23 protein-coding genes are annotated in these 25755 nt (G+C 52.6%); 10 read left to right on the top strand and 13 right to left on the bottom strand.

All coding sequences use genetic code 11. From position 1 onward, the window contains the following. Positions 1 to 8 precede the first annotated feature (8 nt). From era to rpoE, 8 genes are all read right to left on the bottom strand, one after another. Complete coding sequence (era, locus tag KP80_RS03735; protein ID WP_052282247.1) at positions 9 to 914, bottom strand: GTPase Era; 906 nt, start codon at positions 912 to 914, stop codon at positions 9 to 11. After that, a complete protein-coding gene (gene rnc, locus KP80_RS03730; RefSeq protein WP_052282246.1) occupies positions 911 to 1591 on the bottom strand; it encodes a ribonuclease III in 681 nt (226 codons plus the stop codon). Before rnc ends, era begins: the two co-directional genes overlap by 4 nt. Before the next feature lie 221 nt (positions 1592 to 1812). Next, the gene (gene lepB / locus KP80_RS03725) at positions 1813 to 2787 is read right to left on the bottom strand and encodes a signal peptidase I (protein WP_052282245.1); all 975 of its coding nucleotides are present in this window, start codon (positions 2785 to 2787) and stop codon (positions 1813 to 1815) included. Between the two features lie 15 nt (positions 2788 to 2802). Next, positions 2803 to 4602, bottom strand: coding sequence for a translation elongation factor 4 (lepA, locus tag KP80_RS03720; RefSeq protein ID WP_052282244.1), 1800 nt, complete (start codon positions 4600 to 4602; stop codon positions 2803 to 2805). A gap of 174 nt (positions 4603 to 4776) precedes the next feature. Continuing rightward, positions 4777 to 5253 carry a SoxR-reducing system protein RseC gene (rseC, locus tag KP80_RS03715; protein WP_052282243.1) on the bottom strand — a complete coding sequence of 159 codons (477 nt, stop codon included), beginning with the start codon at positions 5251 to 5253 and terminating at the stop codon, positions 4777 to 4779. Further along, a complete protein-coding gene (gene rseB, locus KP80_RS03710) occupies positions 5250 to 6203 on the bottom strand; it encodes a sigma-E factor regulatory protein RseB (RefSeq protein ID WP_052282242.1) in 954 nt (317 codons plus the stop codon). Before rseB ends, rseC begins: the two co-directional genes overlap by 4 nt. Further along, positions 6203 to 6853 (bottom strand): anti-sigma-E factor RseA, encoded by a 651-nt coding sequence (gene rseA / locus KP80_RS03705; RefSeq protein ID WP_052282241.1) that lies wholly within the window; start codon positions 6851 to 6853, stop codon positions 6203 to 6205. Before rseA ends, rseB begins: the two co-directional genes overlap by 1 nt. Positions 6854 to 6884: 31 nt before the next feature. Beyond that, positions 6885 to 7460, bottom strand: coding sequence for an RNA polymerase sigma factor RpoE (rpoE, locus tag KP80_RS03700; RefSeq protein ID WP_052282240.1), 576 nt, complete (start codon positions 7458 to 7460; stop codon positions 6885 to 6887). A gap of 417 nt (positions 7461 to 7877) precedes the next feature. Between rpoE and nadB the strand changes: the two genes are divergently transcribed. Then, entirely contained in the window at positions 7878 to 9497 is a 1620-nt protein-coding gene (gene nadB / locus KP80_RS03695) for an L-aspartate oxidase (protein WP_052282239.1), read from the top strand. On the opposite strand, the gene trmN is transcribed toward nadB, so the two are convergent. After that, positions 9482 to 10222 (bottom strand): tRNA(1)(Val) (adenine(37)-N(6))-methyltransferase TrmN, encoded by a 741-nt coding sequence (trmN, locus tag KP80_RS03690; protein ID WP_052282238.1) that lies wholly within the window; start codon positions 10220 to 10222, stop codon positions 9482 to 9484. The two genes, nadB and trmN, sit on opposite strands and share 16 nt — an antisense overlap. A 128-nt stretch (positions 10223 to 10350) precedes the next feature. Here trmN and srmB point away from each other — a divergent pair, with 128 nt between their 5' ends. Together srmB and KP80_RS03680 are read left to right on the top strand one after the other, a co-directional pair. After that, positions 10351 to 11682 carry an ATP-dependent RNA helicase SrmB gene (srmB, locus tag KP80_RS03685; protein WP_052282237.1) on the top strand — a complete coding sequence of 444 codons (1332 nt, stop codon included), beginning with the start codon at positions 10351 to 10353 and terminating at the stop codon, positions 11680 to 11682. Between the two features lie 58 nt (positions 11683 to 11740). Further along, positions 11741 to 12460: a GntR family transcriptional regulator gene (locus tag KP80_RS03680; protein WP_052282236.1), complete on the top strand. Its 720-nt coding sequence runs from the start codon at positions 11741 to 11743 to the stop codon at positions 12458 to 12460. A gap of 1 nt (position 12461) precedes the next feature. Here KP80_RS03680 and KP80_RS03675 read toward each other — a convergent pair whose 3' ends face one another. Then, the gene (locus tag KP80_RS03675) at positions 12462 to 13661 is read right to left on the bottom strand and encodes an enolase C-terminal domain-like protein (protein ID WP_052282235.1); all 1200 of its coding nucleotides are present in this window, start codon (positions 13659 to 13661) and stop codon (positions 12462 to 12464) included. Positions 13662 to 13934: 273 nt separating this feature from the next. Here KP80_RS03675 and KP80_RS03670 point away from each other — a divergent pair, with 273 nt between their 5' ends. Continuing rightward, complete coding sequence (locus tag KP80_RS03670; RefSeq protein WP_052282234.1) at positions 13935 to 15302, top strand: PTS transporter subunit EIIC; 1368 nt, start codon at positions 13935 to 13937, stop codon at positions 15300 to 15302. An 83-nt stretch (positions 15303 to 15385) separates the two neighbouring features. Here the strand turns inward: KP80_RS03670 and grcA are convergent, their stop codons facing one another. Continuing rightward, positions 15386 to 15769, bottom strand: coding sequence for an autonomous glycyl radical cofactor GrcA (grcA, locus tag KP80_RS03665; protein ID WP_052282233.1), 384 nt, complete (start codon positions 15767 to 15769; stop codon positions 15386 to 15388). 319 nt (positions 15770 to 16088) lie between these two features. Between grcA and ung the strand changes: the two genes are divergently transcribed. Further along, positions 16089 to 16769, top strand: a complete 681-nt coding sequence (gene ung / locus KP80_RS03660) for a uracil-DNA glycosylase (protein WP_052282232.1) — start codon at positions 16089 to 16091, stop codon at positions 16767 to 16769. Between the two features lie 81 nt (positions 16770 to 16850). On the opposite strand, the gene KP80_RS03655 is transcribed toward ung, so the two are convergent. Beyond that, complete coding sequence (locus KP80_RS03655; protein ID WP_052282231.1) at positions 16851 to 17951, bottom strand: tRNA/rRNA methyltransferase; 1101 nt, start codon at positions 17949 to 17951, stop codon at positions 16851 to 16853. Positions 17952 to 18155: 204 nt separating this feature from the next. Here KP80_RS03655 and trxC point away from each other — a divergent pair, with 204 nt between their 5' ends. The 5 genes from trxC to KP80_RS03630 all read left to right on the top strand — a co-directional run bounded on the left by trxC (position 18156) and on the right by KP80_RS03630 (position 23875). Further along, positions 18156 to 18581 (top strand): thioredoxin TrxC, encoded by a 426-nt coding sequence (trxC, locus tag KP80_RS03650; RefSeq protein WP_052282230.1) that lies wholly within the window; start codon positions 18156 to 18158, stop codon positions 18579 to 18581. A gap of 75 nt (positions 18582 to 18656) precedes the next feature. Continuing rightward, positions 18657 to 19355: a tRNA-uridine aminocarboxypropyltransferase gene (locus KP80_RS03645; RefSeq protein ID WP_052282229.1), complete on the top strand. Its 699-nt coding sequence runs from the start codon at positions 18657 to 18659 to the stop codon at positions 19353 to 19355. Between the two features lie 35 nt (positions 19356 to 19390). Further along, positions 19391 to 22042, top strand: coding sequence for a bifunctional acetate--CoA ligase family protein/GNAT family N-acetyltransferase (locus KP80_RS03640; protein WP_052282228.1), 2652 nt, complete (start codon positions 19391 to 19393; stop codon positions 22040 to 22042). A gap of 108 nt (positions 22043 to 22150) precedes the next feature. Further along, positions 22151 to 23506 (top strand): CDP-diacylglycerol--serine O-phosphatidyltransferase, encoded by a 1356-nt coding sequence (gene pssA / locus KP80_RS03635; RefSeq protein WP_052282227.1) that lies wholly within the window; start codon positions 22151 to 22153, stop codon positions 23504 to 23506. A 42-nt stretch (positions 23507 to 23548) separates the two neighbouring features. Continuing rightward, positions 23549 to 23875, top strand: a complete 327-nt coding sequence (locus tag KP80_RS03630) for a YfiM family lipoprotein (protein WP_052282226.1) — start codon at positions 23549 to 23551, stop codon at positions 23873 to 23875. A gap of 3 nt (positions 23876 to 23878) precedes the next feature. Here KP80_RS03630 and KP80_RS03625 read toward each other — a convergent pair whose 3' ends face one another. Further along, the gene (locus tag KP80_RS03625) at positions 23879 to 25177 is read right to left on the bottom strand and encodes an MFS transporter (RefSeq protein ID WP_052282225.1); all 1299 of its coding nucleotides are present in this window, start codon (positions 25175 to 25177) and stop codon (positions 23879 to 23881) included. Positions 25178 to 25755: the final 578 nt, after the last annotated feature.

The raw sequence follows: 25755 nt of genomic DNA, 5'->3' as shown, positions 1-25755 counted from the left end.
GGTTATCCTCAGAGATCGTCGGTGTAACCGAGACTGCGCAGCGCGCGTTCATCATCGGCCCAGCCTGACTTCACTTTCACCCACAGTTCCAGGTGAACAGGCGCTTCGAACATCTCCTGCATATCCTTACGGGCTTCAATACCGATGGTTTTGATCTTGGAACCTTTGTTACCAATGACCATCTTCTTCTGCCCTTCACGCTCAACCAGGATCAGGCCGTTGATGTCGTAGCCACCACGTTCGTTAGACTGGAAACGTTCGATTTCCACCGTCACGGAATACGGCAGTTCGGCACCGAGGAAACGCATCAGTTTTTCACGGATGATTTCTGACGCCATAAAGCGCTGTGAACGGTCAGTAATATAATCTTCCGGGAAGTGGTGGGTCGCTTCCGGCAGATGCTTACGGACAATCCCGGCAACGGTGTCCACGTTCAGCCCGGTTTCTGCCGAAATCGGAACAATATCGAGGAAGTCCATCTGGCTGCCAAGGAACTGCAGGTGCGGTAAGAGATCCGCTTTTTCCTGCACGTTGTCCACTTTGTTGACCGCGAGGATCACCGGCGCACGGCCGCCTTTAAGCTTATTCAGCACCATTTCGTCGTCCGGCGTCCAGCGGGTGCCTTCAACCACGAAAATAATCAGCTCAACGTCACCGATAGAGCTGCTTGCCGCTTTGTTCATCAGGCGGTTGATGGCGCGCTTTTCTTCCATATGCAGGCCCGGGGTATCGACGTAAATCGCCTGATAGGCCCCTTCGGTATGGATACCGACGATACGGTGGCGAGTGGTCTGCGCTTTTCGGGACGTGATGGAGATCTTCTGCCCGAGCAGGTTGTTCAGTAAGGTGGATTTGCCAACGTTCGGTCGACCGACGATGGCAATAAATCCGCAGTAGTTTTTTTCTTCGCTCATTCCAGCTCCAGCTTTTTCAGCGCCTCTTCGGCGGCAGCCTGTTCCGCCTTGCGACGGCTGGAACCTGTGCCGACCACCGGTTCACTCAGGCCGCTAACCTGGCAGTGGATAGTAAATTCTTGATCGTGTGCTTCACCGCGCACTTGCACAACCAAATAAGATGGCAGCGGCAGATGGCGCCCCTGCAGATATTCCTGCAGGCGAGTTTTTGGATCTTTTTGCTTATCGCCTGGGCTAATTTCATCCAGACGGGTCTGATACCAGGAAAGGATCAGTCTTTCAACGTTTTGAATATCGCTGTCGAGGAATACCCCGCCAATCAACGCTTCAACCGTATCCGCCAGAATAGATTCCCGGCGGAAACCGCCGCTTTTCAATTCACCCGGCCCAAGGCGCAGGCATTCGCCAAGTTCAAACTCACGAGCAATTTCTGCCAGCGTGTTTCCGCGAACCAGCGTCGCGCGCATCCGGCTCATATCGCCTTCATCCACGCGTGGGAAGCGATGATAGAGCGCGTTCGCGATCACGTAGCTTAAAATCGAATCACCCAGAAACTCTAAACGTTCGTTATGTTTGCTGCTAGCGCTACGGTGCGTTAACGCCTGTTGCAACAGCTCCTGATGAATAAAAGTGTAGCCCAGCTTCCGTTGAAGCCGATTAATTACGATGGGGTTCATGCGATACCAAATAAATGAATGCGTCAACAATGCAGCACACGAAACAGACCTGAGGAAAACCAATGCGGTTTCGTGTGCCGTGTCTCCCGGTCAGAGACATCCGAAACTTCGGGGGGATATTCTATACGCAACGACATTGGATGTCGTTAGTTTGAATGGATTTAAGCGTTAAATAATTCACGCGGCAGTCAGTAGGCTGCCGCGTGAAGTCGAACAGAGGATTAATGGATCCCGCCGATGCGACTTAAGCGCACGCCAGTTGGCCATTGGCCCTCTTGTTTTTCAAAGCTCATCCAGATGGCAGTCGCTTTACCGACCAGGTTCGCTTCCGGCACAAAGCCCCAGTAACGGCTGTCTGCGCTGTTGTCGCGGTTGTCGCCCATCATGAAGTATTGTCCCGGCGGTACGATCCAGGTAGCCAGCGGCAGGCCAGACTGGTGGTAGTACATTCCAGCCTGATCCTGCGCAATTGGCACAGTCAGAATACGGTGAGTCACCTCACCCAGTGTTTCCTGACGCTGCGCCAGACGCACGCCGTTTTCTTTGCTCTCACCCTGCGGTACTTCAAAGAAACCGCTGGTTGCCTCGCCGCCGTTGCTACGGGAGAAGGTCTGGACGAAATCGCTCGGCTCAACGTTAGAGTAAGTCACCGGCAACGCGTTGCCGCATGCCTGGCCCGAACTGCAATCAGGTTGAATCGTCACTTGTTTCGCGACAGGATCGTAGGTCACTTTATCCCCCGGCAGACCTACGGTGCGCTTGATGTAATCAAGGCGTGGATCTTCCGGATATTTAAACACCACGATATCGCCACGCTTCGGATGGCCAGTTTCAATAATCGTTTTCTGATAGATAGGGTCTTTGATCCCGTAGGCGAATTTCTCCACCAGAATAAAGTCACCAATCAGCAGAGTTGGCATCATCGAACCAGATGGAATCTGGAACGGCTCATAGATGAATGAGCGCACAATCAGCACGATAGCCAACACCGGGAATACCGATGCGCCCGTTTCCAGCCAGCCCGGTTTAGGGCCGACTTTTTTCAGCGTCTTTTTATCTAATGAGCCATCGGTTGCAACCTGGGCTGCTTCCTGACGTTCCCGTCGTTTTGGTGCAAAGATAAATTTATCAACGCACCACAAAACGCCCGTGACCAGTGTGGCAATCACCAGAATCAGGGCAAACATGTTCGCCATGCCAACTCCTTAAGATTATTTGCTGTCTTTACCGACATGCAGAATGGCGAGGAAAGCTTCCTGTGGCAGTTCGACGTTACCGATCTGCTTCATGCGCTTCTTACCATCTTTCTGTTTTTGCAGCAGCTTTTTCTTACGACTGATATCGCCACCGTAGCATTTCGCCAGAACGTTTTTACGCAGCTGCTTGACCGTTGAACGCGCGATAATGTGCGTACCAATGGCCGCCTGAATCGCGATATCAAACTGCTGGCGAGGGATGAGTTCTTTCATCTTCTCAACCAGATCACGGCCACGACTCTGCGAATTATCGCGGTGGGTGATAAGCGCCAGTGCATCGACACGGTCGTTGTTGATGAGAACATCAACACGTACCATGTCAGACGCCTGGAAGCGTTTGAAGTTGTAGTCCAGTGACGCATAGCCACGAGATGTGGACTTCAGACGGTCGAAGAAATCGAGTACCACTTCCGCCATCGGGATTTCATAGGTCAGCGCAACCTGGTTACCGTGGTAAACCATGTTGGTCTGAACGCCACGTTTCTCAATACACAGAGTGATTACGTTGCCCAGATATGCCTGCGGCAGCAGCATGTGACACTCGGCAATCGGCTCACGCAGTTCGTAGATGTTGTTCAGCGGCGGCAGCTTGGATGGGCTATCAACATAGATAGTTTCTTTGCTGGTCGTCTCCACTTCATACACTACGGTTGGCGCGGTGGTGATCAGATCCAGATCGTATTCACGTTCCAGACGTTCCTGAATGATCTCCATGTGCAGCAGACCGAGGAAGCCACAGCGGAAGCCAAAGCCCAGCGCAGTAGAACTTTCTGGTTCATAGAACAGAGAAGCATCGTTCAGGCTGAGCTTACCTAACGCGTCACGGAAGTTTTCGTAATCGTCAGAGCTTACCGGGAACAAACCCGCATAAACCTGCGGTTTCACCTTTTTAAAGCCTGGCAGCGCTTTTTCAGCCGGGTTACGTGCCTGCGTCAGCGTATCGCCAACCGGTGCACCCAGGATGTCTTTGATCGCACACACCAACCAACCTACCTCGCCGCAGTTCAGCTGGGTACGGTCAACCTGTTTTGGTGTGAAAATGCCCAGACGGTCTGCGTTGTACACCTGACCGGTGCTCATCACTTTGATCTTGTCACCTTTACGCATGGTGCCATTTTTAATACGCACCAGCGAGACGACGCCCAGATAGTTATCAAACCAGGAGTCAATGATCAGTGCCTGCAAAGGACCTTCCGGATCGCCTTCCGGTGGCGGAATATCACGCACCAGACGTTCCAGAACATCAGTCACACCCAGCCCGGTTTTTGCCGAGCAGCGGACTGCGTCAGTGGCATCGATACCCACGATGTCTTCAATTTCTTCTGCTGCGCGCTCAGGATCGGCTGCTGGCAGATCAATTTTGTTCAGAACCGGCACAACTTCCAGGTCCATTTCTAATGCGGTATAGCAGTTTGCCAGCGTCTGGGCTTCTACACCCTGCCCGGCGTCAACCACCAGCAGAGCGCCTTCACAGGCAGCCAGAGAGCGGGAAACTTCATAGGAGAAGTCAACGTGGCCTGGGGTGTCGATAAAGTTAAGCTGATAGGTTTCCCCATCAGACGCTTTGAAATCCAGCGTTACGCTTTGCGCTTTGATGGTGATACCACGTTCGCGTTCCAGATCCATGGAGTCCAGAACCTGTGCTTCCATTTCGCGATCGGAAAGGCCGCCGCAAATCTGAATGATACGGTCAGACAGCGTTGATTTACCGTGGTCGATATGTGCAATGATGGAGAAGTTACGTATATTCTTCATATATTAATATATTTATGCCTTACGAATACTTTGAGGCCGCGGTACGGAGCCTGACGTTTGTGTCGTTCGAAAACGCCGCATTCTACACTACAACCGCGCAACCAGGAAATGCTCTTCCCGCCAAGCATAGCGCTTCCTGCGAGGAGTGTTCTAAAAATAATAAAGCCAGTGTAATCACTGGCTCATTTCAGAAGAAGTCGCGGTGCGAATCAGGTCCGGGGGAAGTCCGACGCTGATGATGATGGGTTGCCAGGTTTCTTTTGCTGCCAGCCGGGGCGAGAGGCCTTTAGCAATCAAAAAGCCGCCAACGCCCCCCAGTACGGCCCCACTCAGCGCGGCGATATCCGACCCAAACAGCACCTGAAACAGTGTCGCCACGACAAATAGTCCAAGCAGAGGTGACATATAGACCAGCATGGCAGAACCGAGCAGGCTGCTTTCGGTAATACCCAACTCGACTTTTTGCCCTGCCACCAGCGGCTCAGCGCTAGGAACGGAAATGGTATGGCTGGTTTGCGGACCTAGCTTATTCAGGACGCGGGTCCCACAGCCAGCACGTGAAGAACAGCTGTTACATGAGGTTTTGACGTCGCAGCTTACCTGCGCCATACCGTTATCCCAGGCGATAACGGTGGCCCACTCTTTAATCATTGCGCACCCTTGAAGCTAATACCGTCGGCAATACGTTTTGCCGTTGGCGGCGGTAATTCACCGACAATCGTGATTTCAGCCTGATTACGCACGGTAGTGCTCACCGTACGGCGGCCAGTACGCAGGAGCTGTTCGCTGCTATTGGTATTCGCCGGATTGACGTTGATGGAGAAGCTAAATAGCCCATCAGAGAAGAGTCGGGACTCCACTGCGGTATCGACGGTTGGTAAGTTTCGGCGGCTGCTGGAAACCTCACTGAACCCCTGCGGCAGCCATGTTGGCGCCCAGTTAAAGTTCACCTTCGTTCCCGCCGGAACGGAGAGCAGCGGTGGCAGGCTTGCTTTCGCGAGCTTATCCATACTGCTATCGACGCGATCGCCGACATCAAACGCAATCACGCGGAATTGCTCCAGCGTCTCACCGTCGCGGTCGAGTAGATCGACGCGCATTGGCAGCTTGCTTTCCGAGTCCATCCAGACGATGTAGCTGTAGCGGGTGCCATCGCGCGCCACTACGCGAATCACTTCACATAAGCGATCGGCAATGCGTGTGCGACCGACGGAGATGAAATCGTAATACGGTGCCAGGCGTTTAAAATCGGTATAAACCAGCGACGGCAAAGAATCGACAATATAGTCGCCGTTCAGCGTAAACGGGTCGAGCCCAGGTTCAAAATAGCTGATTTCACTACCGCGCTGCACCACTTCACGACGCGGGCCATCCATTTGCAACAGCTGTGCAAGCGGCTGTCCGTTGAGACGCGCGTGACGATAGCGTAGCGATTCGACGCCTGATTTATTGATGCTGACGAACGACAGCTCGTAGTTGAGTGACTGACTGGCCAGATTCATCTGCTGCAACAACGCCCCGGACGATACATCTGCCGAGGCGTTTGCACAGAAGAACAGGCTACCAGCCATAAGTGACATGGCACACCAAAGTTGCTTCATTACTGCGATTGCGTTCCTAGAGTTTGATAGCCCGGCACCTGAACCGCCGCCTGCTGAGTTTGTGCCTGCTCAAACTGAAGCTGTTCCGAATGCAAGCGACGCTGCAATTCATAATCCTGCAGCATAGCATTAATCCGGCGACGCTGTTCCTGAACCTGCTGCTGGCCAGTGCTACCTGCGGAAGCATCCGAAGGAACACCCAGACTCACCGGGCTGGCTTTGCCCATCATCGGCAGCGTATTGAACACAGGTGATTCAGGTTGAGATGTATCTGATTGCCCATTGTAGTGTTGAACGCCAACAATAACCGCTAGCGATACACAAGCCGCAACACCCATTTGGGTGAGCGAACTGGCCCACGGGCGAACCTTATTCCAGAACGGCATTTTTTGCCATTGGTGTGGCGCTGGCTGGGCTTCAGGAATGAGCGGTGTTGTCGTTTGACGGACAGGCTCATTTTCGATGGCGGCCATGACGCGAGAAGAGATATCAAAATGAAGCACATCAGCCGTGTCGCCGCGCAGCGAATCACGAATGAGGTGATAGCTCTCCCAGGTTTCCTGCAACTCTGACGAGCGTGACAGTTCAGTCAGCAGCTCGTTATCCAGCGTTTCACCATCCATTAAGGCGGAAAGTTTTTCTTTCTGCATGCCTAATACCTTTTCCAGTATCCCGCTTTCGTCAACGCCTGATAAGCGGTTGAACTTTATTATCGATAGCTTCTCGCGCACGGAAGATACGTGAACGAACCGTACCGACCGGACAATCCATGATAGCCGCTATCTCTTCATAGCTTAGGCCATCGAGCTCCCGCAAGGTAATCGCCATGCGTAAATCTTCCGGAAGCGCATCAATGGTGCGAAAAACAATCTGTCTCAGTTCTTCTGACAACATTAAGTTCTCAGGGTTCGAAATTTCTTTCAAAGCGCCGCCGCTTTCAAAGTTTTCAGCTTCGCTCGCGTCAACATCACTGGACGGCGGGCGACGCCCCTGAGCAACCAGGTAATTTTTGGCCGTATTCACTGCAATACGATACAGCCAGGTATAGAAAGCACTATCTCCCCGGAAAGAATCCAGCGCGCGATAGGCCTTTATAAAAGACTCTTGTACAACATCCGGCACATCGCCAGATGGCACGTAGCGGGAAACCAGGCTCGCAACCTTATGCTGATAGCGTACCACCAGCAGGTTAAAAGCTTTCTGATCTCCTTTTTGGACCCGTTCAACCAGGACCTGGTCCGTTAACTGCTCGCTCATCCGAGGTAATGTCTCCCCAAACCCTATTCCCATGCGTAATCAGAATGCCACTCCACCACTGCATTATGAGCAAGCAGAAACTTAGAGTGTCCGATTTTCGTAAAGTTCCGTTACGCTTTGTTTTTTGTTTAGCAGCAGACGTTTCATTGTCTGTCATTATAAGTCTGCCGGTGCACATCGATACGTAAGTTGCGAAATAAAAACGCAAATCCAGTGAAGAGTAACGTAACCCGGCCTTTATTTCATCATAAATAGGTGCCTCAGCGCGTAGCTTTCTTCTTATTTCACGTTACCGTCATCTCTCCTCTTTCGCGGGAAATGTTTAGCCATTACAACTCTAGTGCAAAAAAATCCTGCACAGCTCGCTTTTATAGTGCTACTCTGCGATTACCGTGTTTAGTAAATTAAACAAATCTTATGAACTCACTTCCAGAACTTTCTTGTGATGTCCTGATCATCGGTAGCGGTGCTGCCGGTTTGTCACTGGCGCTGCGTCTTGCGGAACACAGTTCAGTTATCGTGTTAAGCAAAGGGCCGATAAGTGAAGGCTCTACGTTCTATGCGCAGGGCGGTATTGCCGCGGTGTTCGACGAAACCGACAGCATTGACTCGCATATTGAAGATACGCTGATTGCCGGGGCCGGGATTTGCGATCGCCAGGCGGTATCGTTTGTGGCCAGTAATGCCAAAAGCTGCGTGCAGTGGCTAATCGATCAGGGCGTGCTGTTTGACACTCAGGTGCAGGCAAACGGGGAAGAGAGTTACCATCTAACGCGCGAAGGCGGCCACAGCCATCGGCGAATCCTGCATGCCGCAGATGCCACCGGACGGGAAGTCGAAAATACGCTGGTGAGCAAAGCGCTTAATCATCCGAATATCCGCGTTCTTGAGCGTAGCAATGCTGTCGATCTTATCGTCTCCGATAAAATTGGTTTACCGGGAACTCGCCGCGTGGTTGGCGCATGGATTTGGGATCGCAATAAAGAGAAGGTCGAGACCTGTGCTGCCAAATCGGTGGTATTAGCAACCGGCGGCGCGTCGAAGGTTTATCAGTACACCACCAATCCGGATATCTCCTCCGGCGACGGTATCGCTATGGCCTGGCGCGCAGGCTGCCGGGTGGCGAATCTTGAGTTCAACCAGTTCCACCCTACCGCGCTCTATCACCCGCAAGCGCGCAATTTTCTGCTCACCGAAGCCCTGCGCGGCGAAGGCGCACACCTGAAACGCCCTGACGGTAGCCGTTTTATGCCGGATTTCGACGAACGCGGTGAACTGGCTCCACGCGATATTGTCGCTCGCGCGATTGACCACGAAATGAAGCGCCTCGGCGTCGATTGCATGTATCTGGATATCAGCCACAAACCCGAGGCTTTTGTCCGTCAGCACTTCCCGATGATTTATGAAAAATTATTGGGTCTGGGAATCGATCTCACTAAAGAGCCGGTACCGATTGTTCCTGCGGCGCACTATACCTGCGGTGGCGTGATGGTGGACGACTATGGCCGTACCGATGTCGATGGGCTTTATGCGATCGGTGAAGTGAGTTATACCGGTTTGCATGGGGCTAACCGTATGGCGTCAAACTCGCTGTTGGAGTGCCTGGTATACGGCTGGTCTGCCGCCGAAGATATTCATAAACGCATGCCTTACGCTCGCCAGACGGAACAACTGCCGGCGTGGGATGAAAGCCGCGTCGAAAACTCGGATGAACTGGTGGTAATTCAGCACAACTGGCACGAATTGCGTCTGTTTATGTGGGATTACGTTGGCATCGTGCGTACCACCAAACGTCTGGAGCGCGCACTGCGCCGTATTACCATGCTGCAACAGGAACTGGACGAGTACTATTCTCGCTTCCGTGTGTCCAACAACCTGCTGGAGCTGCGTAATCTGGTACAGGTAGCGGAACTGATTGTCCGCTGTGCCATGATGCGTAAGGAAAGCCGGGGCCTGCATTACACTCTGGATTATCCAGAGCTGTTAGCTGAGTCTGGCCCGTCGGTGCTCTCCCCACTGACTCACATAAATAAATAGAACGCCTGGGTCAGAGCAGTATAGCCTTCGGAGTACTGCTGCTCTGGCCCACGGATCACTAGCCTGTCGCTGAAGCACTCTCCCGCTTTCGGGGAAAACGCCAGTAGAACCCGATGCGGCAGGCGCATTTCCGTTTCAGCCACGTCAGTACGCAGACGTAAATGCCAGCCCATCGACAGCGCCTGTGCGGTAAAAGTCTGGCCAATATTCTCCGGTAACACCACACACAGAAAACCATCTTCGGTTATCGCATCTGCCGCACAGGTCAATAGTGTCTGGTGATCGAGCGTGGTGGTATATCGCGCCTGCTCACGCTGCGGAGTGGCACACTCGACGCCCTGTTCGTAATACGGCGGGTTGCTAACGATGAGGTTATAGCGTGTCGTCAGACCGGCAACCCACTGCTGGACATCAGCCGTGTGAATGTGAATTCTATCGGCCCACGGGGATTCCGCGACGTTTTCTCTTGCCTGCTCCGCTGCCTCCGCATCCAGCTCTACAGCATCAATACTGACGCTATCGTCGGTGCGCTGCGCCAGCATTAATGCCAGCAGCCCGCTTCCGGTCCCCATATCCAGCACCCTTTGGACGCGGACTATCGGCGACCAGGCACCGAGTAAAATGCCGTCCGTACCGACCTTCATCGCACAGCGATCGTGGGCGACAAAAAATTTTTTAAAGGTAAATCCGTTGCGACGCAGCACGGATTTAGATTCAGACGTCATATGCGACCTTGCCGATGAAAACGGGATAATATTTCGGTTATGAACAATACCCGAGAACAGATAGCCATACAAACAGATGAAGATTAAAGCCGTAACGTCTATAATCACCGCCTCACACAGAGGTAATCATGACTGTAACGACTTTTTCCGAACTTGAACTTGACGAAAGCCTGCTGGAAGCCCTCCAGAGCAAAGGCTTTACGCGCCCAACTGCCATCCAGGCTGCCGCTATTCCGCCTGCGCTCGAAGGACGTGACGTTCTTGGTTCTGCGCCAACCGGCACCGGTAAAACAGCGGCGTATTTGCTGCCTGCGTTGCAGCACCTGCTCGATTTTCCGCGCAAAAAATCCGGCCCGCCGCGTATTTTGATCCTCACGCCGACGCGTGAACTGGCGATGCAGGTTGCCGATCATGCCCGCGAGCTGGCAAAAAATACTCACCTGGACATTGCGACCATCACCGGCGGCGTGGCGTATATGAACCACGCTGAAGTGTTCAGCGAAAACCAGGATATTGTTGTGGCAACCACCGGTCGTCTGCTGCAATACATTAAAGAAGAGAACTTCGACTGCCGTTCCGTTGAGACGCTGATCCTTGACGAAGCAGACCGCATGCTGGATCTGGGCTTTGCTCAGGATATCGAGCATATCGCCGGTGAAACCCGCTGGCGTAAACAGACGCTGCTGTTCTCAGCGACGCTGGAAGGCGATGCGATTAAAGACTTCGCTGAGCGTTTGCTGGAAGATCCGGTAGAAGTGTCTGCCGATCCGTCCACTCGCGAGCGTAAGAAAATTCATCAGTGGTACTACCGCGCTGATGACTTTGACCATAAATTCAAACTGCTTGAGCATCTGCTGAAGCAGGAAGATGCTACCCGTACTATCGTGTTTGTGCGTAAGCGCGAGCGCGTGCACGAGCTGGCAGATAAGCTGCGTTCCGTGGGTATCAACAACTGCTATCTTGAAGGCGAGATGGCGCAGGTTAAGCGTACCGAAGGCATCAAGCGTCTGACCGAAGGCCGCGTTAATGTGCTGGTTGCCACCGACGTGGCGGCACGCGGCATCGATATTCCTGACGTCAGCCACGTTATCAACTTTGATATGCCGCGCAGTGGGGACACCTACCTGCACCGTATCGGCCGTACCGGCCGTGCGGGCCGCAAAGGTACCGCGATTTCGCTGGTTGAGGCTCATGACTACGTGCTGCTGATGAAAATCGGCCGCTACGTTGAAGAACCGCTCAAAGCCCGCGTCATTGAAGGGCTGCGCCCGGTGACTCGCCCGCCAAGTGAGAAGATGACCGGCAAGCCATCGAAAAAAGTGCTGGCCAAACGCGCCGAACAGAAAGAAAAAGACAAAGAAAAACCGCGCGTGAAGAAACGTCACCGCGATGCCAAGAACATTGGCAAGCGTCGTAAGCCAAGCGGAACGAGTGCCGCTGAGCAGAGCACCGAAGAGTAAAGCAAACGCCGGGACAACCTCCCGGCGTTTTTGTATTCAGGGATAAGGGCAGCCAGCCATGAAGAAAAAAGAGTTTGTCACCCAGGATCTCCTCAGTAAGATTTACCAGCAGCACACCGACGATGCGCGCAAACTGCCTCCTGAACGCCAGCTCGCGGAGGAATATGGCGTCTCTCGCTTTACCATTCGCCAGGCGCTGGAGAAACTGGCCAGCATCGGCGTCGTCCGTATTGTGCAGGGTTCAGGGATCTGGATTAACGAGCAAACGCGCAGTAACCCGTTGGTCTACAACTCGATTACCGAAAAGCGCTTCGATCAAATGCGCTATCGCATGATAAGTCTGCATAAAAAACGCCCTGACCGTGAAGACCAGCAGATTTTCGGCCTCACCGAGGACGATTTTATCTGGCAGTTCTGCCGTCTGCGTTTTGTCGATGAGATAGCCACACAAATCGAAATATCCCGCATGCCCACCGCGATGTTCACCGACCTAAACCAGGAGGTGATTGAACGCTCGCTGCAACAGTACGTTCTGGAGAAGGGATACCCAATTTCTCACCTGCTGACCAGCTATCGCGCGGTGAGCGTCAGCCGGGAGCAAGCTGCCCTGCTGGGCTGTAAAAAAGGCGCCCCGGCGATGCACATCAATAACCGCGGGATCCTCGACGGTGGGCGTGTGTATGAGATAAGCGATATTATCGATATCAACTACACCTGCACCTACGTGATCCCGCATAACCGCGACAACCTCACCTTCCGCCAGCAGCCACCGGAGTAAACTACGGCGTGTGAATGGCGCCATCCGGCAGGCGGCTTTGCGTCCACTCATGCGGGCGATATGCCACTGGATGCGCTAATGCCAGCGCTTCGTTAAAGCCGACGCCGATACCCGGTGCAGTCGGCGGGTAGATAAATCCGTTATGTACTTCAGGCGCACCAGGGAACACTGCATCCGTGGTCACTGAACGCGGGATAAATTCCTGAATGGCCGCGTTATGCAGATGGATATTCAGATGTGTGTTGACCGCCACACCAATAGGCGTCATATCTCCCGGCCCATGCCAGGCCAAACGCACGCCAAAAGCCTGACACAGAACCGCCAGCTTTAACGCAGGCGTAATGCCACCAATCTGCGAAACATGGCAGCGAATGAAATCAATCTGTCGGTTAACAATAAGATCGTGCCACTCCGCTGGGTTGTTAAACAGCTCTCCCATGGCCAGCGGCACGCTGCTCTGCTGGCGAATTTGTGCCAACCACGGACTTTGCTGTGGCGGCAAAATATCCTCGATAAACCAAGGCTGGTAAGGTTCAAGCAGTTTTGCTAGCTGCAAAGCCTGCTGTGGGAACAGACGTTCGTGAACATCATGCAGAATTTGGAATCGGTGACCGTAGCGCGCACGCAGCAGACGGAACATTTCCACCGTATTGCGTACATACTCATCCTGATCGAACCATGCGCCGGGCGTAGGGTTTTCCGGGGTCTGCATTTCTCGCGGCGTACCACCGTAAAAACCCAGCTGGCAACGGATATGGCGATAGCCCTGCTCAAGGAGTTTATCAACCGAGACAAACAGCTCTTCCGGCGTCTCACCGCTGGCATGGGTGTAGGCGGCTATCGCATCGCGAGATTTGCCCCCCAACAGCTGATAAAGCGGCATGCCCGCCAGCTGCGCTTTGATATCCCACAGCGCCATATCAACACCGGAAATAGCATTGTTCATCACCGGGCCGTTACGCCAGTAGGCGTTGACGTTCATCATCTGCCACAGATCTTCGATGTTATTGGCATCACGCCCAATAAGCAGCGGCTGCAGATATTCATCCACCAGCGTTTTGACCGCCAGCGGCCGCTGCTGGAAGGTGGCACAGCCAAGCCCCACTATTCCGTTGTCGGTTGTAACCCGAACCGTCACCAGATTATGGCGGTCAGGACGGGTGATAAAGCACTCAATCGCGGTAATCAGCGTCGGTTTCACAGACGGCTCCCTGTGGAAAATAACAATAAGAATGACATTATCTTCACCCTATTTTTAGCAACGGGTAAACCTTTTTATTATTTAATTTTTTTGGTCTGCAAATAGGCTTATTTATATTTAAAAAACGAACCAATTATATAAATTACCACCAATTAAATCCTTACAAATAGCGAAATGTGATTATCATCATATTTTATTGGTTTGTTTTTATTGATTAGCTTATTTACCATTCAGCGACATAAAGAACACAACAAACGTATCGCAGGAGCCGTTATGGGGACGCAAGAAGCTATCAGCAGAATTATTCGTCTGGTGGGCGGACCGGAGAATATCAATAAAGTCTGGCACTGTATGACTCGACTCCGCTTTGATTTAGTCGATGATAAAAAAATTGCGCAGGATGAGATTAAACAGCTGCCCGGCGTACTAGGCGCACAGCTACAGAGCGATCAGTTTCAAATCATTATCGGCCCGAAGGTCAGCAGCTGGTTTGAATTGATGCAGGATACGCTGGGAACTCGCGGTCTAAATGCTACCAGCGAGAAAAGCAAAGCGCGCAAGAGTCTGGTGTCTCTGTTTATGGATACCGTTTCCGGCGTCTTTGGCCCAATTGTCCCGGCGATTGCCGGGGCGGGGATGATCAAAGGCCTGCTGGCCGGTCTTATCGCGCTGAAGCTGGTCTCCACCAAAAGCGATACGGTGATGATTATCGACCTTATCGCCAGCGGGGTATTCTACTTCCTGCCGTTTTTCCTCGCCGTGTCGGCGGCCAAGATCTTCAAAACCAACGAATATCTCGCGGTGGCCGTGGCGGCATGCCTGATGTATCCAACGCTTATCGACGCCGCCAAAGCGCTGGCAGCACATCAGGATGGTGCCGTCACCGCTCTCTGGCTGTTGAATGCTATCCCGGTATCCGTGTTTAACTATGCCTCCAGCGTGATCCCGGTGATCTTCTCGATTCTTGCGCTGAAATATATCCACCAGTCAGTGGATCGAATCATGCCAGAAGTGCTGAAAACGGTATTCACTCCAACACTGACGCTGTTTATCGGTGCGCTGGCCGCGCTGGTGATTATCGGGCCAATCGGTATCTGGCTGGGAAAAATGCTGGCATGGTTTATTGAAGGATTGTTTGGCGTGTCGGCCAGTTTTGCCGGTTTGGTGGTCGGTGCAATTCGTCCGGTGGCGATTCTCACAGGGATGCACCACGCCATGACGCCAATCGCTCTGCAAAACTTCAGCGATCGCGGCTACGATATGCTGATGCCGATGATGTTTATGGCCAATATGGCTATCGCAGGTGCGACCTTTGCTATCTGGCGCTTGAACAAAGACAACCGTACGGTCACCCTGTCTGCCGCTATTTCTGCGCTACTGGGAATCACCGAGCCTGCACTGTTTGGCGTTCTGACGCGCTATAAAAAAGCGTTTATTGCCGCTACCGTGGCCAGCTCACTGGCGTCAGCCTTTATCGCTTTCTTTGGCGTCCGGCTGTACGGCTATATTTTATCAAGCATCTTCAGCCTGCCTGCCTACATTGGTCCCTACTTTATCTTCGCCATTTCTGGCGTCGCAATAGCTCTGGTTCTCTCTTTCGTCCTGACCACCATTCTCGTCGGCCGTGAACGGGAGAAATAAAAAAATCCCCCGCAGGCACCCTGCGGGGGATTGATATCACGTCGTCAGGTTACCCCGACACGCCAACTTTCCAGCCCTGAAAATTACAGGCTTTCAGTGAAAGTACGAGCGATAACGTCGCGCTGCTGTTCTGGAGTCAGAGAGTTAAAGCGTACTGCATAGCCAGAAACACGGATGGTCAGCTGCGGGTATTTTTCTGGGTGTTCAACCGCATCCATCAGAGTTTCGCGACGCAGAACGTTCACGTTCAGGTGCTGACCCCCTTCCACGCGCACTTCTGGTTTCGCTTCAACTGGGATTTCACGGTATTCGATGTCGCCCAAATCTTTCACAGCAACCACGTCATCTTCCGCATAGCCACCTTTTGCACACAGGCAGCGCGCTTCGCCTTTCTCGCTATCGAGCAGCCAGAATGAGTTCAGCAGGTCTTTGTTTGCGGTTTTAGTAATCTGGATACCTGTAATCATTTGATGCCTCCCAAGGCTCTTTATATTCGTTTTTTAACCGACCGTCTCGCGGCCAATTGGTAAAACCATTGTTGCTTGAGTGTATATATACCCCTCGCACACCCTTGATTCTTTGATTTAAATCAATAAAAACCACACCACAAAAGAGGTCATAGATGAAAATACTTGTTTTGCATCAAGTTACGCACTTTGCTGAGAGTAAAAATTTTTGTAAAGATTCAACTTTTTTTGTAGTAAACGCAGTGGGTTACACCATCTGATTTTGTGATGCTGAGAGAAGCAGTTAAGCTATGGTCATGAAGAATCGCAGGAGAGCGAGATGACAACCCCATTAACCTGGCATGATGTGCTGGCCACTGAAAAACAGCAGTCCTACTTTGTGAATACGCTGGCCACCGTCGCCAGCGAACGTCAATCTGGCGTCACGATTTATCCGCCACAGAAAGATGTGTTTAATGCTTTTCGTTTCACCGAGCTCAATGATGTCAAAGTGGTGATTCTGGGCCAGGATCCCTACCACGGTCCAAACCAGGCACACGGTTTGGCATTCTCCGTACAGCCAGGTATTGCGACACCACCGTCGCTGCTCAACATGTATAAAGAACTGGAAGGTACCATTCCCGGTTTTGTGCGCCCAAACCACGGCTATCTGGAAAGCTGGGCGCGTCAAGGTGTGCTATTGCTGAATACGGTATTAACCGTACGCGCAGGCCAGGCCCACTCGCACGCCAGCCTTGGCTGGGAAACGTTTACCGATAAGGTCATTGCGCTGATTAATGAGCACCGGGAGGGCGTCGTGTTTTTACTCTGGGGAGCTCATGCGCAGAAGAAAGGTGCCATTATTGATACACAGCGTCACCATGTACTGAAAGCACCACATCCATCGCCACTTTCAGCCCACCGGGGTTTCTTTGGCAGCAATCACTTTGTGCAGGCTAACCAGTGGCTGGAGCAGCGCGGCGAAGCACCGATTGATTGGATGCCGGTGCTGCCAGAATAAATTTCTGCCGTCGCACCGCAGAGATAAAAAAACCGGTAAACGCCAGGCGTTACCGGTTTTTTTCATTTTCAGCTCGCGATATTACGCTTTATGCTGACGCCACCATTCTCCCAGCAGTACGCCGGTCGCTACGGAGACGTTCAGGCCTTCTACTGCACGGGTGCCATCAATGGACACGCTCATATCGGCAATAGCTGCCGCCGCGTCGGAAACACCATCACGGTCCTGACCCAACGCCAGCACCATTTTCTTAGGCAACTCGGCTTTAAACAGCGGCATACCTTTGCCGTTGCTGCTCGTCGTCACGATGGCATAGCCCGCTTTGCGGAACTGCTCCAGCGCGTCGATGAAGCTGTCGCCGGTGATCGGTTGAACGTGCTCAGCACCGCCTTCTGCGGTACGGATAGCCGCACCCGATTCCAGCAGCGCCGCGTCCTGCAGAACCACGCCTTTCACACCGAAATGCGCACAGCTGCGGATCATCGCGCCGAGGTTATGTGGGTTACCCGCGTCTTCCAGCGCCAGTACGCAATCGTCTTCACCACTCTGTGCAACCCACTGCTGTACAGAAGTGCCGTTACGTTTTTTGATCAGGAAGCAAACGCCACCATGGTGTTCAGTACCGGACGCTTTCGCCAGCTCTTCTTCATCAACCACGTGATAGGCTTTGCGGTTTGCCGCCATCCAGCGCAGCGCTTCCTTAAAGCGTGGGGTAACGCTCTGGATGAACCAGGCGCGAACAATCGCATCCGGACGGCTCTGGAACAGCGCCTGACAGGCGTTTTCACCGTACACGCGGGTCTCTTCCGCACGCTGACGACGCAGCACTTCTGGATCGATAAAGCTTTTACCGCTGATACCGCCATGATCGGCTTTTGGTGCAGCTTCATCGCCAGGGGCGCGCGAAACGGTACGCCATGGGGAACCTTCACCGCGATCGCGGTCACGTTCAACATCACGGCCACGGCCACGTTCACGGCCGCGTTCGCTGTTCGGACCCTTTCTATCATCACGGGCTGGGCGACGACCGCCTTCGGCACGGGAAGCACCGGCACGGGATGCGCCCGGACGGCCTCCGCCTTTACCAGTACGAGGATTTTGGGTGCGTTTGTCCGAGTCATCGTCACTGCGGACGTACATCACTTTGACCTTGCCGCTTTTGTTCTTCAGTTCGTCGCTCATTTTTTTCTCCACCTGCGCTGCGCGAAGCGCGCAGATTACCTGATGTGGTAGCGCTTAGCCATTACTTCATAAAAAAGACGGTGACTATTGTACCCATTGGATAAAACGCATTGTTGATTAATACAGTCTCGTTGATAATGTGTAACATTATAGAAACATTCGGCAACATCGCCGTCCTGCAACACGATGACCCAGAGGTGAGTTATGAATACCGTTTGTGCCCACTGCCAGGCGCTTAATCGCATTCCTGAAGAGCGTCTCAACGACGTCGCAAAATGTGGACGCTGTGGTGAGGATTTGTTTGATGGCGATGTTATCAACGCCACAGACAGCACGCTGGATAAACTGCTGAAGGACGATCTCCCGGTTGTCGTTGATTTTTGGGCACCGTGGTGCGGTCCTTGCCGTAATTTTGCACCAATTTTCGAAGACGTTGCTGAAGAGCGTAGCGGGAAAGTGCGCTTTGTAAAAGTGAATACCGAAGCTGAACGTGAACTGAGCGCGCGTTTTCGCATTCGCAGCATTCCCACCATCATGATTTTCAAAAATGGCGAAGTTATCGATATGCTCAACGGTGCGGTACCTAAAGCGCCATTCGATAGCTGGTTGAACGAAGCCCTGCAACAATAGTCCTCACGGGGCGCATCTTGTGCCCCGTATTCTCCTCTGCGACAATAGCGTTTTTGCAACGCACCCACTTGTCCCATGATTGAAAATGCCGTTTTACGGTTGCGCGCCGAGCGTTTAGCCCGCGCGACTCGCCCTTTTCTTGCCCGCGGTAACCGGGTTCGTCGCTGTCAGCGCTGCCTGCTGGTTACTGGCTACTGCCTGTGCGACACCATTGCGCCTCATCCGGCCAACAGCCGCTTCTGCCTCGTCATGTTCGACACGGAGCCAATGAAGCCAAGCAATACCGGCCGTTTGATTGCCGATATTTTACCGCAGACGGAAGCATTTCAGTGGTCACGCACCGAACCACCGCAAGCACTGCTCGATCTGGTGAAAAACCCGGACTACCAACCGATGGTGGTGTTCCCCTCTTCATATGCCGGGCCTGAGCGTCGGGTACTGAGCGCCCCACCATCCGGTAAACCGCCTCTCTTTATCATGTTAGACGGTACCTGGCCGGAAGCGCGCAAAATGTTCCGTAAAAGCCCGTGGCTGGACAACCTGCCGCTGATTTCCGTCGACCTTTCGCGTGTTTCCGCCTACAGCCTGCGCGAAGTCCACGCAGAAGGGCAGTACTGCACTGCCGAAGTCGCCATTGCGCTGCTGGATCTCGCCAATGATACCGACGCGGCCTCTGCGCTCAGCCAGCATTTCACCCGTTTTCGTGAACACTATCTGGCAGGAAAAGCTCATCATCAGGGCAACATCACAACCACCAGCATGGAAAACGGTTAAACTCTTACGATTATCGTCGCGTAAGGAAGACCGGTATGAGTCAACGTGGGCTGGAAGCACTTCTGAGGCCAAAGTCTATTGCGGTGGTGGGTGCCTCAATGAAGCCACAGCGTGCCGGCTTTTTGATGATGAAAAACCTGCTGGCCGGCGGCTTTGCCGGCCCGGTTTTACCGGTGACTCCCACATGGAAAGCCGTTCTGGGCGTACTGGCCTGGCCAACGATCGAAAGCCTCCCCTTCTCTCCCGATCTGGCGGTGCTGTGCACGCATGCTAACCGCAATCTGGAATTATTAGAGTCTTTAGGGGAAAAAGGCTGCAAAACCTGCATTATCCTCTCGTCCATGCCCGATCAATTCAGCGCGCTTAAACAGTGCGCCGCACGTTATCAAATGCGTCTGCTTGGACCCAACAGTCTCGGGCTGCTGGCGCCATGGCAGGGACTGAACGCCAGCTTCTCTCCGGTTCCTATTCGTAAAGGCAAACTGGCGTTTATTTCCCAGTCTGCCGCCGTCTCCAATACCATTCTGGACTGGGCACAGCAGCGCGAAATGGGGTTCTCGTACTTTATCGCGCTGGGCGATAGCCTCGATATTGATGTTGACGATCTGCTGGATTATCTGGCGCGAGACAGTAAAACCAGCGCGATTTTGCTGTACCTTGAGCAGCTCAGCGATGCCCGACGCTTTGTTTCTGCGGCACGAAGCGCCTCGCGCAACAAGCCCATTCTGGTGATCAAGAGCGGCCGCAGCCCAGCCGCTCAGCGCTTGCTGCACGTAAATTCAGGTATGGATCCGGCCTGGGATGCCGCCATTCAACGCGCCGGTTTACTGCGGGTACAGGATACTCATGAACTGTTTTCCGCGGTCGAAACGCTCAGCCATATGCGCCCACTTCGCGGCGAACGGCTGATGATTATCAGCAACGGTGCGGCACCTGCGGCGCTGGCGCTGGACGAGCATTGGGCGCGCAATGGCAAACTCGCGACGCTCAGCGAAGAGACCCGTCAGCAGCTTCAGGCTGAATTACCTGATACCGTCGAGGCGAACAACCCGCTGGATCTGCGCGATGACGCCAGCATCAACCACTATTCTTCGGCGGTAAATATTCTGCTCAATAGTGCCGATCTAGATGCCCTGATGATCATCCACGCACCTAGCGCCACGGCAACGGGAAGCGAAAGCGCAGCCGCACTGATTGAACTGATCAAACAGCATCCCCGGGGCAAATTTATCAGTGTGTTAACCAACTGGTGCGGCGAGTATTCATCAATTGAAGCGCGTCGCATGTTTAGCGATGCCGGTATTCCTACTTACCGGACGCCGGAAGGGACGATCACTGCCTTTATGCATATGGTGGAATATCGGCGTAACCAAAAACAGCTACGGGAAACCCCTGCGCTACCGCATAGCCTGACTGCCAATACCGCGCAGGCGCATGAGCTATTACAACAGGCAATTGATAACGGAATTGGCGCGTTGGATACCCATGAAGTGCGCCCGATATTAAACGCCTATGGCCTGAACACGCTGCCGACCTGGATTGCCGCCGACAGCGCTGAAGCGGTGCATATCGCTGAACAAATAGGTTATCCGGTGGCGCTGAAGCTCCGCTCACCCGATATTCCGCATAAGTCGGAAGTACAGGGTGTAATGCTCTATCTTCGAACCGCTGCCGAGGTACAACAGGCGGCCGATGCGATTCTCGATCGTGTGAAGATGGCTTGGCCACAGGCGAGAATTCATGGATTGCTGGTGCAAAGCATGGCCAATCGTGCCGGCGCCCAAGAACTGCGCGTGGTGGTTGAACACGACCCGGTGTTTGGCCCGTTGATCATGCTGGGTGAAGGGGGCGTCGAATGGCGCGCGGAAGATCAAGCAGCCGTTGCCCTACCGCCGCTAAACATGACCCTGGCACGCTATCTGGTGATTCAGGCGATCAAGAGCAAGAAAATACGCGGGCGTAGCGCACTGCGCCCGCTGGATATCGCTGGCCTCAGCCAGCTGCTGGTTCAGGTATCTAACCTGATTGTCGATTGTCCGGAGATCCAGCGTCTGGATATTCACCCGCTTCTCGCCTCCGGCAACGAATTTACCGCATTGGATGTAAGCCTCGATATTGCACCGTTTAATGGTGCAAGCGAAAGCCGGTTGGCAGTACGCCCTTACCCACAACATCTTGAGGAGTGGGTAACAATGAAGAATGGCGAGCGCTGCCTCTTCCGCCCGATCCTGCCAGAAGATGAGCCTCTGCTTCAGCAGTTCATCGCCCGAGTCACGAAAGAAGATCTCTACTACCGTTATTTTAGTGAGATCAACGAATTTACCCATGATGATTTAGCCAATATGACGCAGATCGACTACGATCGGGAAATGGCCTTTGTTGCGGTGTATGGCTCAGGGGATGGGACAGAGATCCTGGGCGTAACGCGCGCGATCTCCGATCCTGACAATATTGACGCGGAATTCGCCGTGCTGGTGCGTTCAGATTTAAAAGGCCTTGGCCTCGGTGGACGCCTACTCGAGAAGCTCATTGCCTATACTCGTACTCACGGCTTAGCCCGGCTGAACGGAATTACCATGCCGAATAATCGCGGGATGATAGCGCTCGCGAGGAAGCTAGGTTTTGATGTAGATATTCAGCTGGAAGATGGTATTGTCGGTCTATCATTACGCCTAAGTGATGACTAAGTTGCTGGAAATGCTACCCTTGCTCGATAGAGGTGGTATCATTGACCGCTTACGTCATCTGCCTGGTACAGAAGACCCTTCACTAAATCAGAGAAGAAACGCACTGTGATGTTGTCAAAATTTAAGCGTAATAAACATCAACAACACCTTGCCCAACTACCCAAGCTTTCACAGTCTGTTGATGATGTTGAGTTTTTCTATACTCCAGCAGATTTTCGTGTTGCTCTGCTCGCAAAAATCGCCAGCGCTACGCGCCGGATTTGTATCGTTGCCTTATATCTTGAACAGGACGATGCCGGAAAGACGATTCTGCAAGCCCTGTACGATGCCAAGCGTCAGCGCCCTGAGCTTGATGTTCGGGTACTGGTAGACTGGCACCGCGCGCAGCGTGGGCGTATTGGTGCCGCTGCCTCTAACACGAATGCAGACTGGTATTGCCGTACCGCCAAAGAGAATCCGGGGATAGACGTTCCGGTTTATGGCGTGCCTATCAATACCCGTGAAGCGCTCGGCGTTCTACACTTCAAAGGCTTTATCATTGATGACTGCGTGCTCTACAGCGGCGCCAGCATCAACGACGTTTATCTGCATCAGCACGATAAATATCGTTACGACCGCTATCAATGCATTCGTAACCCGCAAATGTCCGACATTATGTTTAACTGGGTTTCGGAAAACCTGGTTGAAGGGCGCGGTGTTAATCGTCTGGATAATAGCGAACGTCCTAAGAGCCCAGAAATCAAAAATGATATCCGCCAGTATCGCCAGGAATTGCGTGATACCAGCTACCATTTTGAGGGTAACGCCAGTGATGAAGAGCTGACCGTTACACCGCTTGTTGGGCTGGGTAAATCCAGCGATCTCAACAAAACTATTTTCCATCTCATGCCGTGCACTGAGGAAAAACTCACGATCTGCACGCCATACTTCAACCTTCCTGCGCTGCTGGTGCGCAGTATCATTCGTCTGCTGCGCGAAGGTAAAAAGGTGGAAATTATTGTCGGCGATAAAACCGCCAATGATTTTTACATTCCGGAAAATGAACCGTTTAAGATAATTGGTGCGCTGCCGTATCTGTATGAAATTAACCTGCGCCGCTTCCTGAGCCGCCTGCAGTATTACATTAATACTGACCAGTTGGTGGTTCGCCTGTGGAAAGACGGGGATAACAGCTATCATCTGAAAGGCATGTGGGTTGATAACGAATGGATGCTGCTGACTGGCAACAACCTCAACCCGCGGGCGTGGCGTCTGGATCTGGAAAATGCGGTCCTGATTCACGATCCGAAAAAGCAGCTGGCTTCGATGCGCCAGAAAGAACTGGAGCTGATTCGCAAGCATACCACGGTCGTCAATCATTACCGCGAGCTGCAAAGCATTGCCGAGTATCCGGTGAAAGTGCGAAAACTGATTCGCCGTCTACGCCGTATTCGTATCGATAGGCTCATTAGCCGTATCCTTTAAAATAGAGCCCCGTTACGACGGGGCTTTTTTTCAGGAGTCTTTATGCCCCGAATTACACTTCTCTGCTCTACGCTCTTACTCAGTGGCTGTAGCCATATGGCTAACGACGCCTGGAGTGGGCAAGATAAGGCTCAGCACTTTATCGCTTCTGCGATGCTGGCCGCTGCTGGCAATGAAGTCGCACAGCATCAAGGCATAAGCCGCGACCGCAGTGCGGCAATCGGCTTTATGTTTTCCGTAAGTCTTGGTGCCTCAAAAGAGCTCTGGGACAGTCGCCCTGCTGGAAGCGGCTGGAGCTGGAAAGACTTTGCCTGGGATGTGGCCGGCGCCACAACCGGCTATGCGGTGTGGCAGCTGGCACAGCATTAAGAACTACAGGCGCAACCCTTTTCCTTTACGGTGTAATTTCAATGACACCAGAAATGCCAGCGCAGCCATCACGGTAACGTACCAGAAGAATGCCGTCTCGATACCCGCAGATTTTAGCGATAGCGCAACGTATTCAGCTGAACCACCAAACAGTGCGTTTGCTACCGCATAGGAGAGCCCAACGCCCAATGCGCGCACCTGTGCCGGGAACATTTCCGCTTTCAGGATACCGCTAATAGAGGTGTAGAAACTGGTGATCAGCAAAGCACACATCACCAGCGCAAATGCCAGGTATGGAGAGCTAACGCTTTGCAGCGCAGTGAGGATGGGAACCGTGAATAATGTCGCGAAAGCCCCAAAGCACAGCATTGAGGTACGGCGTCCCACCTTATCCGACAGCATGCCGAAAAGCGGCTGAACCAGCATATAAACAAACAGCGCAGCGGTCATGATCATACTTGCGAGGTTCGCACTCATCCCAGCCGTATTAACGAGGTATTTCTGCATATAGGTGGTGAAAGTATAGAAACTCAGTGAACCCGCCGCAGTAAAACCAAGCACCATCACGAATGCCTTACGATTACGCCACAGCCCTTTGAGCGACCCGGCTTCTTTCAATGTCCGCGTCTCTTTCTGAGAGGTTTCATCCAGCTGGCGACGTAACCACAGTGCCACAACAGCCAGTACCGCCCCCATCGCAAATGGTATTCGCCATCCCCATGCATGCAGATCTTCACTGCTGAGGATGTTTTGCAATATCACAACCACCAGGACCGCCAGCAGTTGACCACCAATGAGGGTGACGTACTGAAATGAAGCGTAGAAGCCTTTACGGCCCTCAACGGCAACTTCACTCATGTAGGTCGCACTGGTGCCATATTCCCCGCCGACGGATAGTCCCTGGAATAGGCGTGCTAGCAGTAATAATGCCGGAGCCCAAGTGCCGATGACGCTGTATCCAGGCAGGCAAGCGATGACCAGTGAGCCAAAGCACATCATGCAAACAGAAATCAGCATTGATACTTTACGACCGCGACGGTCAGCAATACGACCAAACAACCAGCCGCCAATAGGACGCATCAGGAATCCAGCCGCAAATACACCTGCGGTCTGAAGAAGCTGGGTCGTGGTATTTCCGGACGGAAAAAAGATATGGGCAAAATAGAGGGAACAGAACGAGTAGACATAAAAGTCAAACCATTCAACAAGATTCCCTGATGAAGCCCCGACAATCGCCATGATGCGACGGCGAGTATCGCTGTCGGTTAGCGTCCTTTCTGAGGTAACACTGGTTACAGCCATTGATTAACTCCTGCCAAAAGCGCACTCCTGCCTTATCGGTCGTACCACGACACTTAAGCAGATATTTTAGTAAACGAAATGTTATACAATTGTTATTAATGCATTAGTGATGAATGTCACATTTTTTGTTAGCAAGATCACGATTTAGGATTAGCTGTAGCGCTTAAAGACTGATGCTCTAGGAATTGTAGTTAGGCTGTTGGTGCATTGAGTGCACGACTTATTAGCACCGTGCCGAATGAAATTAAAATACATGTGCTGATTGCATAAAAAAAGAAGAGGACGGAATACTTTACCGGCTACGCAATTAATACTATTAAGGATTCTGGCAGGAACTGGTGTACTTCAATTCTGAATCTTACACTGGTCAATTTTCGAACACTGATTGGCAATGTCGTGTAATCAGAACCTGCAGGCTGAGGGGTGTAATACCTTTTCTAACCATTTTTATGGTCAATTTTTCGAAGATAGCAGGTTACTGCATCTGGGTTATGAAGGGAATTTGGACGAAACAGCTTAAATATTTTCGCTGATTTCTACGTTATGATCGGGTTTTTACCAACATACAGACGCAAAAA

Source organism: Kluyvera genomosp. 1, assembly GCF_001266615.1.
Taxonomy (GTDB): Bacteria; Pseudomonadota; Gammaproteobacteria; order Enterobacterales; family Enterobacteriaceae; genus Kluyvera; species Kluyvera cryocrescens_A.
This window is presented reverse-complemented; position numbering and strand designations above follow the sequence as displayed.